Here is a 13950-nt window from a genome sequence, read left to right as displayed (position 1 = left end):
GCTCTCTTTCGGGAATCGTCGACGGGGGCGGGGGCTGACGGCGCGTCAGCCGACCGCGCCCTCCATCTGCAGCTCGATCAGCCGGTTCAGCTCCAGCGCGTACTCCATCGGCAGCTCGCGGGCGATCGGCTCGACGAAGCCGCGGACGATCATCGCCATCGCCTCGGTCTCGCTCAGGCCGCGGCTCATCAGGTAGAACAGCTGGTCCTCGGAGACCTTGGAGACGGTCGCCTCGTGGCCCATCGACACGTCGTCCTCGCGGACGTCGACGTACGGGTAGGTGTCCGAGCGGGAGACGGTGTCCACCAGCAGCGCGTCGCACAGCACGTTCGACTTGGCGCCGTGCGAGCCCTCGCCGATCTCGATCAGGCCGCGGTAGGAGGTGCGGCCGCCGCCGCGCGCCACCGACTTGGAGACGATGTGCGAGGAGGTGTTCGGCGCCATGTGGACCATCTTCGCGCCGGCGTCCTGGTGCTGGCCCTCGCCCGCGAAGGCGATGGAGAGGGTCTCGCCCTTGGCGTGCTCGCCCATCAGGTAGACGGCCGGGTACTTCATGGTGACCTTGGAGCCGATGTTGCCGTCGATCCACTCCATGGTCGCGCCCTCGTACGCCACGGCGCGCTTGGTGACCAGGTTGTAGACGTTGTTCGACCAGTTCTGGATGGTCGTGTAGCGGCAGCGGCCGCCCTTCTTGACGATGATCTCGACCACCGCGGAGTGCAGCGAGTCCGAGGAGTAGATCGGCGCGGTGCAGCCCTCGACGTAGTGGACGTAGGCGTCCTCGTCGACGATGATCAGCGTCCGCTCGAACTGGCCCATGTTCTCGGTGTTGATCCGGAAGTAGGCCTGCAGCGGGATGTCCACCTGCACGCCCTTGGGCACGTAGATGAACGATCCGCCGGACCACACCGCGGTGTTCAGCGCGGCGAACTTGTTGTCGCCGGCCGGGATGACGGTGCCGAAGTACTCCTTGAAGAGCTCCGGGTGCTCCTTCAGCGCGGTGTCGGTGTCCAGGAAGATGACGCCCTGCTCCTCCAGGTCCTCGCGGATCTGGTGGTAGACGACCTCGGACTCGTACTGGGCGGCGACGCCGGCCACCAGGCGCTGCTTCTCCGCCTCCGGGATGCCGAGCTTGTCGTAGGTCGCCTTGATGTCGGCGGGCAGGTCCTCCCAGGACTCGGCCTGCTTCTCGGTCGAGCGCACGAAGTACTTGATGTTGTCGAAGTCGATGCCCGACAGGTCGGAGCCCCAGGTCGGCATGGGCTTCTTGCCGAACAGCTTGAGGCCCTTGAGGCGGAGGTCGAGCATCCACTCGGACTCGTTCTTCTTCGCCGAGATGTCGCGGACGACCGCCTCGCTCAGGCCGCGCTTGGCGGCGGCGCCGGCGGTGTCCGAGTCGGCCCAGCCGTACTCGTACGTGCCGAGGCCTTCGAGCTCGGGGTGTGCGATGTCAGTCATGCGAGGTTCCTCCGCGCGGACGAGCCGTTTTCGATGGGGGACGTACCGGCAGTCGGCACGGCACCGGGCGCCCGGGCGGGCGACGGTGCGGCACCGGATGCCGGCACATACGTGGTACAGACCCCGTCGCCGTGGGCGATGGTGGCCAGGCGTTGCACATGGGTGCCGAGGAGCTGCGAGAAGACCTCGGTCTCCGCCTCGCAGAACTGGGGGAACTGCTCGGCGATGTGCGCGACCGGGCAGTGGTGCTGGCAGAGCTGCGCACCGGCCGGTGCGGCCGGCCCGGCGTTGGCGGACGGGACGCGCCGCACCGTGGCAGCGTACCCGTCGGCGCTGAGCGCCTCGGCCAGCGCCTCGGCGCGCTGCCCGCCGTCGGCCGCCCGCAGGGCGTCCTGGTAGCGCTCGCCCTGCTTGGCGAGCCGGGCCCGGGCGAAGGCGGCGACCGCCTCCTCGCCCGCGCTGCCGCCGCCGGCCGCCTCCGAGATCCAGCGCAGCGCGTCGGCGGCGAGCTGGTCGTAGGCCTGGTAGAAGGCGCTGCGGCCGCTGTCGGTGAGCGCGAACACCTTGGCCGGGCGGCCGCGGCCGCGGCTGCCGTAGACCCGCTGCTCGCGGGCGTCGACCAGCCCGGCGGCGGCCAGGCCGTCCAGGTGGCGGCGGACCGCGGCGGGGGTCAGGCCGAGGCGGCTGGCCAGGTCGGCGGCCGAGGACGGCCCGTGGTCGAGGATCGAGCGGGCGACCCGGTCCCGGGTCGCCCGGTGGCCCTCGGCGAGCGCCTCCGCCGCCGCCGCGGGCACGGCGCAGCCGGGAGCGTCGGGCTCCCCGGGCTGGGCGCTGTGCTCGCGGATGTTTTTCACAACACGATTGTTGCGTAATTCGCCGGGCGGAGACAAGCCGTGACCCACGCCTCACCGGTGTCGTCCATCACGAAAGGCAAGCCTTACCTGAAAGGCGCCGTGAGCTGCTCCTAGACTCGCCGGTATGCATGCAGACCCCGCCGTCGAGGTGACCGGACTGGTCAAGCGGTACGGCGACAAGACCGCCGTGGACGGGCTGAGCCTGACCATCGCCCGGGGCACCGTGACGGCGGTGCTGGGCCCGAACGGCGCGGGCAAGACCACCACGGTCGAGACCTGCGAGGGCTACCGCCGTCCGGACGCGGGCACCGTCCGGGTGCTCGGCCTGGACCCGGTCGCCGACGCCGCCCGGCTGCGGCCGAGGGTCGGCGTGATGCTCCAGTCCGGGGGCGTGTACGCCGGTGCGCGCGCCCTGGAGATGCTCCGGCACACCGCCGCCCTGTACGCCGACCCGCTGCCGCTCGGCCCGCTCGCCGAACGCCTCGGCCTGGACTCCTGCGGCCGCACCCCGTACCGCCGGCTCTCCGGCGGCCAGCAGCAGCGCCTGGCCCTGGCGATGGCCGTGGTCGGCCGCCCCGAGCTGGTCTTCCTGGACGAGCCCACCGCCGGCCTCGACCCGCAGGCCCGCCGCGCCGCCTGGGAGCTGGTCACCGAACTGCGCGCGGCCGGCGTCACCGTCGTCCTCACCACCCACCAGATGGACGAGGCCGAGCGGCTCGCCGACGACGTCGCGGTCGTCGACCGGGGCCGGGTGATCGCCCAGGGCTCCCCGGACGAGCTGCGCGGCGCCGAGTCCCAGCTGCGCTTCGACGGCCCGCCCGGCCTCGACCTGGCCGCCCTGCGCAAGGTGCTGCCGGACCGGGCCGCCGTCACCGAGCCCGCCCCCGGCTCCTACCGGGTGGAGGCCGAGCTCGACGCGGCGCTGCTCGCCGCGGTCACCGGCTGGTGCGCCGAGGCGGGCGTGATGCCCGACAAGCTCGCGGTGCGGCGCCGCAGCCTCGAAGACGTCTTCCTCGACCTGACCGGACGTGACCTGCGTTGACCCCCACCGACCTCACCCCGCGCCCGGGCGCCGCCCCGGTCGGCCGGATGCTGCTCGCGCAGACCGCCCTGGAGACCAGGATGCTGCTGCGCAACGGCGAGCAGCTGCTGCTCACCGTGGTCATCCCGACCGTGCTGCTGGTGCTGTTCTCCGCGGTCGACGTGGTCGCCGTGGACGGCCCGGGCGAGCGGGTCGACTTCCTGGCGCCGGGCCTGCTGGCCCTCGCCGTGATGTCGACCGCGTTCACCGGCCAGGCCATCGCCACCGGCTTCGAGCGCCGCTACGGCGTGCTCAAGCGGCTGGGCGCGACGCCGCTGCCGCGCTGGGCGCTGCTGTCCGCGAAGACCGGCTGCGTGCTGGTCACCGAGCTGCTGCAGGTGCTGCTGCTGTCCGGCATCGCGCTGGCCCTGGGCTGGTCGCCGCACGGCGACCCGCTGACGGTGCTGCTCCTGCTGGTGCTGGGCACCGCCGCGTTCTCCGGCCTGGGCCTGCTGATGGCCGGCACCCTGCGCGCGGAGGCCACCCTGGCCGCCGCCAACCTGGTGTTCGTCCTGCTGCTGCTGGCCGGCGGCGTGGTCGTCCCGCTGGCGAAGTTCCCGGACGCGGTGCGGCCGGTGCTGGAGCTGCTGCCGATCTCGGCCCTCTCCGACGGCCTGCGCTCGGTCCTCCAGCTCGGCGCCGGCGTGCCCTGGTCCGACCTCGGGATCCTGGCGGTCTGGGCGGTGCTGGGCCTGGCGGCCGCCGCCCGCTTCTTCCGCTGGGAGTAGGGCCCCCGCGCGGCGACGCCCCCGGGAGCGCGGGCTCCCGGGGGCGTCGCCGCGCCCTGGCCGGTCAGGAGGCGCCGTTGGCCTTCTTGCGGCGCACCGCGTAGAGGATCCCGCCGCCCGCGGCGAGCACCGCGGCGCCGCCGACGGTCAGCGCCGTGATGCCCTCGGCACCGGTGAACGCCAGGCCGCCGCCGCCACCGCCGTTCGACCCGCCGCCGGTGGAGCCGGTGCGGCTCGGGGACGGGGACGGGGCCGGGGCCGCGCTGGTCGAGCCGCCCGGCTTCGGGCTCTCCGAGGCGCCGGGGGTCGGCGACCCGGTGCCCGCCGGGGTGGACGGGCTGGCGGACGGCGCCGGGCTCTCCGGGGTGCCGGTGCCGGTGCTGGTGCTCGGCGACGGCGAGGCGCTGCCGGTCGGCGGCGTGGTGGTGCCGCCGGGCAGGCAGCCCGCGAACGGGTAGTGGTGGGTCTCGGCGCCGCCGCTGCCGGTCAGCGACTTCGCCCAGACCGAGCCGTTGACCGGGCCGCCGGTGCCGAGGTTGAACGCGGCGTTCGGGGCGAGGACGCTGCCCGGCCAGGCGTTGCCGCTGTGCTTGGTGACCGTCGTCGCGGTCGGGAGGTTCCACAGCAGCTTGGCGCGCTCGGCGCCGCCGTCCGCGGACTGCGTCTTGTCGTCCTGGACGTAGGAGCCCTTGGCGTTGTCCCAGATCCAGAACCCGGTGGTCGGGGTCCGGGTCTGGTCGTAGGAGCCGCCCGTCACGTTGATGATCGTGGTGGAGCCCTTGGGGACCTTGAGGTAGACGTCGCCGGCCTTCTGCAGCACGTCGGCCGCGACGGTGAAGACGTTGGCGGTCGCGTCGGTGCCGGTGAAGGTGATCTTCCGGCCGTCGGAGACCGGCGCGCCGCCCGTGGCCTTCGCCAGCTCGGCGGAGACGTGCCGCAGGTTGGCGAACTCCTTGGCGAAGTCGATCGGCGAGGCGCCCTTGGTGACGCCCTCCAGCTGGCCGCCGCCGACGACCTTGCCGGCGTAGACGCCCTTGCCCTTCATGACCTGGACGTGGGCGCCGTTCTGGATCAGGTCGCCGCCGACCACCAGCGAGTAGCCGCCGGGCAGGGCCTTGACCTGGTCCGCGGTGAGCTCGTTGCCGACGGTGAAGCCGGACTTGCTGAAGTCGGCGTTGCCGCCGACCGCGACCGCGCCCTCGGCGTCGGGGCTGTGGGTGTCGTTGCCCTCGATGAACTCGCCGTACTTGCCGGCGACGCCGAGGTCGAAGCAGGTGCCGCCGGTCGTGGGGGCGGCGGTCGCGGCGGTCGGGACGACCAGGGCCGCGAGGGCGAGCGAGCCGCCGAGCGCCACGGCGGCAGCGGATATGGACTTGCGCATGTGCGGGACTCCGCTTGTGGGTGCGGGCAGGAGTGGGAGATGAGCCCATGTTCCGGAAAAAGGTATGGACCAAACCGCACTCTTTCGGCCACCCGTGCGACGGGTCAAGGCCGCTGCCCGACACGCTCGAAATGATCCTTTTTGCCCACCGGCCGAACCGGAACGTTTCGTCCCTGACCGTCCACGGACGGTCCGCGGGACGGGCGCCGCCCGGCTCCGCCGCGCCCGGGGCCGGAGCACGGCGTAAGCCCGCCTACGATGGTCCGGTGACCAACCCGTTCTCGCTCCTCGCCGACCGCTGGCACCCGACCCCGCAGCTCGTCCGCCGGGCGGCGCTGGCCGCGCTGGTGATGAGCGTGGTGATCGTGGTGACCGGCGGCGCCGTCCGGCTGACCGACTCCGGCCTCGGCTGCACCACCTGGCCCGCCTGCACCGACGGCAGCGTGACGCCGACGCCCGAGATGGGCGTGCACGGCGTCATCGAGTTCGCCAACCGGATGCTCACCTACGTGCTGTCCGCCGCGATCGGCTGGTTCATCCTGGCCGCGCGCTGCGCCGAGCCGTGGCGGCACGCGCTGACCAGGATCGGCTGGATCCAGTTCTGGATGGTGGTCGCCAACGCGGTGCTCGGCGGCATCACCGTGCTGACCGACCTCAACCCGTACGTGGTGGCGCTGCACATGGTCGCCGCGATGGGCCTGGTCTGGGCGGCGGTGCTCGGCTGGGAGCGCAGCAAGGAGGGCGACGGCGCGCCGTATCCGCTGGTGGCGCCCGGCCTCCAGCGCTTCGCGCGGGTGCTGGTGGCGTCGATCGGCGCGCTGGTGCTGGTCGGCACGCTGGTCACCGGCGCGGGCCACCACCCGGGCTCGGCCGGCACCTGGCGGATCCCGGTCGACTACGACCGCCTGGCCCAGGCCCACGCCGACCTGGTCTTCCTCGCGGTGGGCCTGACGCTAGCCGCGCTGCTGGTGTTCGCCGCGGTCAAGGCCCCGCCGGCCGCCCGGGCCCGGGTCCGGGAGCTGTTCGTCCTGCTGCTGCTGCAGGGCGTGCTCGGCTTCGTGCAGTACTTCACGGACGCGCCGGAGCTGATGGTCGGCCTGCACATGCTGGGCGCCGCGCTGATCTGGGGCGCCGCGCTCCGCGTCCCGCTGGCGCTGCGCACCCGGGCCGGCGTGCCGGCCCAGGCCGGCGCCCCGGCCGCCGAGCTGGTCGCCTGACCCACCCGGCGATCACCGCCGGGGCGCGGCCCGCGCCGCCGCACGCCGAACGCGACAGGAGCGCGGACGTCCGTCCGCGCTCCTGTCGGCGTCGGTGGGGTCGGACCGGCCGGTCAGACCTGGATGCCGGCCATCCGCTTCCACTCGTACGGGCCGGTCCTGACCTTCAGGCCCAGCTCGCCCTCGAAGGCGTCGTGCAGGGTTAGCCCGGCCAGCTCGGCGGCCCGGCGGCCGATCGCGTAGCTGGGCGCGACCTGGTCGCCCCAGGCGCCGTCCGCGCCGACCAGGACGATCCGGGTGGCGACGGAGCCGACGTACTCGACGACGACGTCGGCGCTGCCGCCGTGCTGCGCGGCGAAGCTGCTCAGGTGCTTGGCAATGCGCTTGGCGCGGCGCTCGGCGCGGGCGTCCGGCGCGGTGGTGGTGGCGGTCTCCGCGGTGGTCATGCCCGCATGCTACCGACCGGTACTGCCGGTGGCGACGGGAGTGCGCTGTGCCGGAGGCCACACCCGGGGCAGCGGCAGCTCGCCGGCGCCCGCGTAGGCGCGGGCGAAGTCGGCGGCCTCGGGGCCGGGGCGGGCGATCCGGTGGATCCGCTCCAGGCGCAGCCGCAGCGCGAAGGCGCGCTGCTCGGGCGGCAGGCCGGCGGGCAGGTGGAGCAGGTCGAGCAGCCGGTCGGAGAACTCCTGGGTGCGCCAGGCGGCGTCCAGCCGGCGCCGCTGGTAGCCGTCGAGCGCGTCGCGGTCGCCGCCGAGGTCGGCGAGCAGCGCGCCGGCCAGGTCGGCGGCGTCGGCGACGGCCGCGTTCAGGCCCTTGGCGCCGGAGGGGGTGACGGTGTGCGCGGCGTCCCCGGCCAGCAGCAGCCGGCCGTGCCGGATCCGGTCGGCGACCCTGCCGCGCATCCGCAGCACGCCGGTCTCCAGCAGGTCGCCGGGGCGCGGGTCGGCGCCCGCCAGGTCGAGCCGCCGCGCCAGTTCGCCGCGGATCCGCTCCGCCGGCCACGCCTCGGTCCGCTCCCCGGCGGGCACCTCCAGGTAGAACCGCCCGACGTCGGCGGTGCGCGGCATCATCCCGGCGAACCCGTCGGCGTGCACCGCGTAGCGCACCGCCGCCACCGGCCGGTCGATCCGGGCCAGCACGGTCAGCCAGTCGTACGGGTAGCGCCGCCCGGGGCCCGCCGCGCCGTCCGGGAAGGCCGCCGCGACCACGCCCTGCGCGCCCTCGCAGCCCACCGCGTAGTCGGCCCGCAGCTCCTCGCCCGCGGCGGTGCGCAGCAGCACCGCGCCGTCGCCGTCGCCGTCGGCGGCCACCGCCGTGACCGGCGACCCGAACGCGATGGTGCCGCCCGTCTCCCGGTAGGCGGCGACCAGGTCGCGCACCAGCAGCTGCTGCGGGTAGACCCAGTGCCGGACGCCGCCGGACAGCGTCCCGTAGTCGACCTCGACCCGCTCGCCCAGGCAGCTGATCTCGCACCGGCCGTGCCGCTCGCCCTCGGCGGTCAGCCGGTCGGCCAGCCCGAGCGCCCGCAGGTACTCGACCACCCGGTGCTCCAGCACCCCGGCCCGGGCGGCGCCCTCCAGCGCGGTCCGGGAGAGCCGCTCGTGCACGGCGACGTCGACGCCCGCCCGGCGCAGCACGTGCGCGAGGACCAGCCCGGCGGGTCCGGCGCCGACGATCGCGACGGTGGTGCGGGCGGTGCGGGCGGTCATCGGCGGTCTCCCGGTGCGGTCGGCGGACGTCCGCAACCTAGCACCTGACGAGGGGTCAGCCGTCCGGCGCCGGGCGGGCGTGAATACTGTGCGGGTGAGCGACGCGAACGATTTCCGCGGGTGGCCGGCCGAGGCGCTGGAGTTCTACGAGCACCTGGAGGCCGACAACTCGAAGACCTTCTGGGCCGCGCACCGCGCGGTGTACGACGAGGTGGTGCGGGCGCCGATGGAGGCACTGCTGGCCGCGCTGGAGCCGGAGTTCGGGCCGGGGAAGGTCTTCCGGCCGAACCGGGACGTCCGGTTCTCCGCCGACAAGTCCCCGTACAAGACGCACGTCGGCGGCTTCCTGGAGTCCGGCGGCTACGTGCAGCTGTCCGCCGACGGGCTGGCCTGCGGGCTCGGCTACTACCACCTGGAGAGCGACCAGCTGGCGCGCTACCGGGCCGCGGTGGCCGAGGACCTGTCGGGGGCCGGGCTGGAGCGGGTGGTGGCGGCGGTGCGGGCGGCCGGGCCGCAGGTGGTGGGGCGGAACAGCCTGAAGACCGCGCCGCGCGGCGTGCCGAAGGACCACCCGCGGATCGGGCTGCTGCGCCACAAGGGCCTGATCGCCTGGCAGGAGTGGGAGCCCGCGGCCTGGCTGGGCACTCCGGCGGCGTACGGGCGGGTCGTCGCGTTCCTGCGCGCGGCCGAGCCGCTGCAGGAGTGGCTGGAGGACCACGTCGGCCCCAGCGAGCTTCCGCCGCGCTGAGGCCGAGGGGAGGAGCGGGACCGCCGCCGGGAGGGGGTCAGCCCACGAAGGGGTCGATCGCGACGACCAGGAACAGCAGGGTCAGGTACGTGATCGACCAGTGGAACAGCCGCATCTCCTTGAGCTTGGCGCCCACGATGCCGGCCCTGGCGCGCGACTGGAGGGCGTACGCCTCCTTCATCCACAGCGCGCCGAGGACGGCGGCGGCGGTCGGGTACAGCCAGCTGGTGTGCGCGGCGGGCCACAGCAGCAGCGAGGTCGCGACCATCACCCAGGAGTAGACGACGACCTGCTTGGCGACGCCGATGTTGCCGCGGATCACCGGCAGCATCGGCACGCCGGCCTTGGCGTAGTCGTCGCGGACCTTCATCATCAGCACCCAGGTGTGCGGCGGCGTCCAGAAGAACACCACCAGGAACAGCACCACGGCCGCCCAGGACACCGAGTCCGTCACCGAGGACCAGCCGACCAGCACCGGCATGCAGCCGGCGATGCCGCCCCAGACGACGTTCTGCGAGGTGCGGCGCTTGAGGCCGAGGGTGTAGACGAAGACGTAGAAGAGCAGGGCGCCGAGCGCGAGCGCCGAGGACAGCCAGTTGACCAGGACGCCGAGCCACAGGGTGGAGACCACGGCGAGGGTGACGCCGAAGACCAGCGCCTCGCGCGGGGAGACCATGCCGGTGACGATCGGGCGCCGCTCGGTGCGGGACATGACGGCGTCGATGTCCCGGTCGATGTACATGTTGAGCGCGTTGGCGCCGCCCGCCGACAGGTAGCCGCCGACCACCACCGCGAGCACCCGCCACAGGTTCGGGACGCCGCCCTGGGCCAGGAACATCACCGGCACCGTGGAGATCAGCAGCAGTTCGATGATGCGGGGTTTGGTGAGGGCGACGAAGGCCCCGACGCGGGCCCCGAGCGGCCGGGGCGCGGTCCTCGCCCCCACCACCACCCCGGCGGGGCGGGATTCGACGGCGGTCACGGACACCTCAACAGTCGATGAACTTCCACAGGCGTCCCGGAGACCCGCAGGGTGCCCGCCGTCCGCTCTGCGCGTACCACGCAACCATAGACGTTCCATATCTCCCGATCCGCCCCGGGGTCCCCCGGCGAGCCGTGCGGACTCCCGTCCTGCCCACCGGACGGGCAAACCCTCCCCGGACGGGTGAAGGTGGGACAGCGGAGTTGACGGAGCGACGGGGGAATGCGGCTCGGCCGTCTCACGTTGCCCCGGCACAGAGGGTGAGGTGCCCCGCAAACGGTAGGCTCGCACAGAGAAGCGGGATCAACCCTCCGTGATCGGCGCCAGCCACAGCGGCGTGGCCGACCGGTCCCCTTCACGGGGTCACACTTCACAGAATCCGGAAGGAGCCCTGAGTCAGGGTGAGCACCACGCCTAACGTCTTTGAGTGGAGCGAGTCGGACCAGCGGGCCGTCGACACGGCCCGGGTCCTGGCGATGGACGCCGTGCAGAAGGTGGGGAACGGGCACCCCGGCACGGCCATGTCGCTGGCTCCCGCCGCGTACCTCATCTTCCAGCGCTTCCTGCGCCACGACCCCACCGACCCGTCCTGGGTCGGCCGGGACCGCTTCGTGCTCTCCCCGGGGCACACCTCCCTCACGCTGTACACCCAGCTGTTCCTGTCCGGTTACGGTCTGTCGCTGGACGACCTGAAGGCCTTCCGGGTCGCCGGCAGCCGCACCCCCGGCCACCCCGAGCACGGGCACACCGCGGGCGTCGAGACCACCACCGGCCCGCTCGGCCAGGGCATCGGCAACGCGGTCGGCATGGCGATGGCCGCCCGCTACGAGCGCGGCCTGTTCGACCCGGACGCGGCGCCCGGCACCTCGCCGTTCGACCACACCGTCTGGGCGATCGTCTCCGACGGCGACCTGGAGGAGGGCATCTCCGCCGAGGCGTCCTCGCTGGCCGGCCACCAGAAGCTGGGCAACCTGGTCGCGCTGTACGACGACAACCACATCTCGATCGAGGGCGACACCGCCACCGCGTTCTCCGAGGACGTGCTGGGCCGCTACGAGGCGTACGGCTGGCACGTCCAGCGGGTCGCCCCGAAGTCCGACGGCGACATCGACGTGGTGGCGCTGGCCGCCGCGCTGGAGGCCGCCCGGGCCGAGACCGGCAAGCCGTCGATCATCGCGATGCGCACCGTCATCGCCTGGCCCGCGCCGAACGCCCGCGACACCGCCAAGGCGCACGGCTCGGCCCTCGGCGACGCCGAGATCGCCGCCACCAAGAAGGTGCTCGGCTTCGACCCGGCCAAGACCTTCGAGGTCTCCGACGAGGTCGTCGCGCACGCCCGCGAGGTGGTCCGGCGCGGCCAGGCCGCCCGCGCCGCCTGGGACGCCGAGCTCGCCGACTGGCGCGCCGCCAACCCGCAGCGCGCCGCCGAGTTCGACCGGATCCAGGTCGGCGAGCTGCCCGACGGCTGGGAGAAGGCGATCCCGGTCTTCCCGGCCGGCAAGGACGTCGCCACCCGCAAGGCCTCCGGCGACACCCTGAAGGCCGTCGGCAAGCTGGTCCCCGAGCTGTGGGGCGGCTCCGCCGACCTCGCCGAGTCCAACCTCACCACCATCGACGAGGAGTCCTCCTTCCTCCCGGAGGGCAACCCGCTCAAGAGCGCCTCGCCGTACGGCCGCACCATCCACTACGGCATCCGCGAGCACGCCATGGGCTCGGTGATGAACGGCATCGCGCTGCACGGCCGGACCCGCGTCTACGGCGGCACCTTCCTGGTGTTCTCCGACTACATGCGCCCCGCCGTCCGGCTCGCCGCGCTGATGAAGCTGCCGGTGGTCTACGTCTGGACGCACGACTCGATCGGCCTCGGCGAGGACGGCCCGACCCACCAGCCGATCGAGCACCTGGCCGCGCTGCGCGCCATCCCCGGCCTCGCGGTGGTCCGCCCGGCGGACGCCAACGAGACCGCCGTGGTGTGGCGCACCGTGCTGGAGCGGCAGACCAGCCACCCCGGCCCGGTCGGCCTGGCGCTGACCCGGCAGGGCGTGCCGACCTTCGACCGCGAGGTGTTCGGCTCCGCCGAGGGTGCGGCCAAGGGCGGCTACGTGCTGGCCGAGGCCGAGGGCGGCCAGCCCAAGGTGATCCTGATCGGCACCGGTTCCGAGGTGCAGCTGGCCGTCCAGGCCCGCGAGGCGCTGCAGGCCGAGGGCGTCCCGACCCGGGTGGTCTCGCTGCCGTCGGTCGAGTGGTTCAACGAGCAGGACCAGGCGTACCGCGACAGCGTGCTGCCGCCGAACGTCCGAGCCCGGGTCTCGGTCGAGGCGGGCATCGCCCAGGGCTGGCGCGAGCTGGTCGGCGACGCCGGTCGGATCATCAGCCTGGACCACTTCGGCGCCTCCGCCGACTACCAGGTGCTGTACCAGGAGTTCGGCATCACCGCCGACGCGGTCGCCAACGCCGCCCGCGCCTCGCTGCGCACGGTCGAGGCCGTCTCCCGCTGACGCGCTGATCCGGCCGGCCCGGGGTATCCGCACTGCCCCGGGCCGGCCGCCCCGGACTCCACCCGACGCACGCAAGAGATTGAAGAGGGACTGAGCACCATGACCGACGCATTGAACCGCCTCAGCGAAGAAGGCGTGGCGATCTGGCTCGACGACCTGAGCCGGGAGCGCCTGAACTCCGGCAACCTGGCCGAGCTGGTGCAGGAGAAGCACGTCGTCGGCGTCACCACCAACCCGACCATCTTCCAGAAGGCCATCGGCGGCGGCAGCGCCGCCTACGACGGCCAGCTGACCGACCTGGCGGTGCGCGGCGTGACCACCGAGGAGGCGGTGCGCATGATCACCACCTCGGACGTGCGCGACGCGGCCGACGTGCTGCGCCCGGTCTACGACGCCTCCAACGGCCGCGACGGCCGGGTCTCCATCGAGGTCGACCCCCGCCTGGCCCACCGCACCGACGCCACCGTCGCCGAGGCCAAGCAGCTGTGGTGGCTGGTGGACCGCCCCAACGTGCTGATCAAGATCCCCGCGACCATGGGCGGCCTGCCCGCGATCAGCCAGGTCCTGGCCCGCGGCATCAGCGTCAACGTCACGCTGATCTTCTCCCTGGAGCGCTACAGGGCCGTCATCGACGCCCACCTGTCCGGCCTGGAGCAGGCCAAGGCCGCCGGCCTGGACCTCTCGCAGATCGAGTCCGTCGCCTCGTTCTTCGTCTCCCGCGTGGACACCGAGATCGACAAGCGCCTGACGGCCGTCGGCACCCCCGAGGCCGAGGAGCTGCGCTCCAAGGCCGCCCTGGCCAACGCCCGCCTGGCCTACCAGGCCTACGAGGAGGTCTACGGCTCCGTCGACGGCGCCAAGCCCGCCTCCGCCCGCTGGGCGGCCCTGGAGGCCGCCGGCGCCAAGCCGCAGCGCCCGCTGTGGGCCTCCACCGGCGTCAAGGACCCGAACCTGCCCGACACCCTGTACGTGACCGAGCTGGTCGCCCCGGGCACCGTCAACACCATGCCCGAGGCCACCCTGGACGCCACCGACGACCACGGCGCCGTCACCGGTGACACCATCACCCCGAACTACGCCGACGCGAAGGCCGTCCTGGACGCCGTCGCCGCCGCGGGCGTCGACTACGACGACGTCGTCCAGGTCCTGGAGGACGAGGGCGTGCAGAAGTTCGAAGCCTCCTGGACCGAGCTGCTGGAAACCGTCACCGCGGCCCTCGAAGCCCACCAGAAGAACTGACCCCCTGCTCACGGAACCGACGCACGGAAAGCGGAGCACACCACAGTGAGCAACA

General features: G+C 73.4%; 12 protein-coding genes. 6 read left to right on the top strand and 6 right to left on the bottom strand.

The genetic code is table 11. The features are described from left to right. Positions 1-45: 45 nt before the first annotated feature. Complete coding sequence (gene sufB, locus ACZ3J7_RS18005) at positions 46-1458, bottom strand: Fe-S cluster assembly protein SufB (protein ID WP_465621824.1); 1413 nt, start codon at positions 1456-1458, stop codon at positions 46-48. Beyond that, a complete protein-coding gene (locus tag ACZ3J7_RS18000; protein ID WP_465621822.1) occupies positions 1455-2312 on the bottom strand; it encodes a helix-turn-helix transcriptional regulator in 858 nt (285 codons plus the stop codon). Before ACZ3J7_RS18000 ends, sufB begins: the two co-directional genes overlap by 4 nt. Positions 2313-2436: 124 nt before the next feature. Between ACZ3J7_RS18000 and ACZ3J7_RS17995 the strand changes: the two genes are divergently transcribed. Both ACZ3J7_RS17995 and ACZ3J7_RS17990 read left to right on the top strand, forming a co-directional pair. Then, complete coding sequence (locus ACZ3J7_RS17995; RefSeq protein WP_465621820.1) at positions 2437-3354, top strand: ABC transporter ATP-binding protein; 918 nt, start codon at positions 2437-2439, stop codon at positions 3352-3354. A gap of 47 nt (positions 3355-3401) precedes the next feature. Next, entirely contained in the window at positions 3402-4121 is a 720-nt protein-coding gene (locus ACZ3J7_RS17990; protein ID WP_465622143.1) for an ABC transporter permease, read from the top strand. A 64-nt stretch (positions 4122-4185) separates the two neighbouring features. Here ACZ3J7_RS17990 and ACZ3J7_RS17985 read toward each other — a convergent pair whose 3' ends face one another. After that, positions 4186-5502, bottom strand: a complete 1317-nt coding sequence (locus tag ACZ3J7_RS17985) for a choice-of-anchor A family protein (protein ID WP_465621818.1) — start codon at positions 5500-5502, stop codon at positions 4186-4188. A 131-nt stretch (positions 5503-5633) separates the two neighbouring features. Between ACZ3J7_RS17985 and ACZ3J7_RS17980 the strand changes: the two genes are divergently transcribed. Then, the gene (locus ACZ3J7_RS17980; RefSeq protein ID WP_465621816.1) at positions 5634-6719 is read left to right on the top strand and encodes a COX15/CtaA family protein; all 1086 of its coding nucleotides are present in this window, start codon (positions 5634-5636) and stop codon (positions 6717-6719) included. Positions 6720-6832: 113 nt separating this feature from the next. Here ACZ3J7_RS17980 and ACZ3J7_RS17975 read toward each other — a convergent pair whose 3' ends face one another. Both ACZ3J7_RS17975 and ACZ3J7_RS17970 read right to left on the bottom strand, forming a co-directional pair. Then, positions 6833-7165 (bottom strand): hypothetical protein, encoded by a 333-nt coding sequence (locus tag ACZ3J7_RS17975; RefSeq protein ID WP_465621814.1) that lies wholly within the window; start codon positions 7163-7165, stop codon positions 6833-6835. A 9-nt stretch (positions 7166-7174) separates the two neighbouring features. Further along, positions 7175-8428 carry an FAD-dependent monooxygenase gene (locus tag ACZ3J7_RS17970; protein WP_465621812.1) on the bottom strand — a complete coding sequence of 418 codons (1254 nt, stop codon included), beginning with the start codon at positions 8426-8428 and terminating at the stop codon, positions 7175-7177. Positions 8429-8522: 94 nt separating this feature from the next. Here ACZ3J7_RS17970 and ACZ3J7_RS17965 point away from each other — a divergent pair, with 94 nt between their 5' ends. Next, the gene (locus ACZ3J7_RS17965) at positions 8523-9176 is read left to right on the top strand and encodes a DUF2461 domain-containing protein (protein ID WP_465621810.1); all 654 of its coding nucleotides are present in this window, start codon (positions 8523-8525) and stop codon (positions 9174-9176) included. Between the two features lie 37 nt (positions 9177-9213). Here ACZ3J7_RS17965 and ACZ3J7_RS17960 read toward each other — a convergent pair whose 3' ends face one another. Continuing rightward, positions 9214-10158 (bottom strand): heme o synthase, encoded by a 945-nt coding sequence (locus ACZ3J7_RS17960; protein ID WP_465622142.1) that lies wholly within the window; start codon positions 10156-10158, stop codon positions 9214-9216. Between the two features lie 401 nt (positions 10159-10559). Here ACZ3J7_RS17960 and tkt point away from each other — a divergent pair, with 401 nt between their 5' ends. Both tkt and tal read left to right on the top strand, forming a co-directional pair. After that, entirely contained in the window at positions 10560-12656 is a 2097-nt protein-coding gene (gene tkt / locus ACZ3J7_RS17955; RefSeq protein ID WP_465621808.1) for a transketolase, read from the top strand. Positions 12657-12755: 99 nt separating this feature from the next. Then, entirely contained in the window at positions 12756-13895 is a 1140-nt protein-coding gene (tal, locus tag ACZ3J7_RS17950) for a transaldolase (protein ID WP_465621806.1), read from the top strand. Positions 13896-13950: the final 55 nt, after the last annotated feature.

The sequence above is a fragment of the Kitasatospora sp. NPDC015121 genome (assembly GCF_055562955.1).
The sequence above is the reverse complement of the archived record's forward strand: the minus strand, read 5'-3'. Positions and strand labels throughout refer to the sequence as shown.

Coding starts and splice junctions, on each gene's coding strand:
- sufB (WP_465621824.1), bottom strand. CDS start 1,458: ATGACTGACATCGCACACCCCGAGCTCGAAGGCCTCGGCACGTACGAG.
- ACZ3J7_RS17995 (WP_465621820.1), top strand. CDS start 2,437: ATGCATGCAGACCCCGCCGTCGAGGTGACCGGACTGGTCAAGCGGTAC.
- ACZ3J7_RS17990 (WP_465622143.1), top strand. CDS start 3,402: ATGCTGCTCGCGCAGACCGCCCTGGAGACCAGGATGCTGCTGCGCAAC.
- ACZ3J7_RS17985 (WP_465621818.1), bottom strand. CDS start 5,502: ATGCGCAAGTCCATATCCGCTGCCGCCGTGGCGCTCGGCGGCTCGCTC.
- ACZ3J7_RS17980 (WP_465621816.1), top strand. CDS start 5,634: ATGATCCTTTTTGCCCACCGGCCGAACCGGAACGTTTCGTCCCTGACC.
- ACZ3J7_RS17975 (WP_465621814.1), bottom strand. CDS start 7,165: ATGACCACCGCGGAGACCGCCACCACCACCGCGCCGGACGCCCGCGCC.
- ACZ3J7_RS17970 (WP_465621812.1), bottom strand. CDS start 8,428: ATGACCGCCCGCACCGCCCGCACCACCGTCGCGATCGTCGGCGCCGGA.
- tal (WP_465621806.1), top strand. CDS start 12,756: ATGACCGACGCATTGAACCGCCTCAGCGAAGAAGGCGTGGCGATCTGG.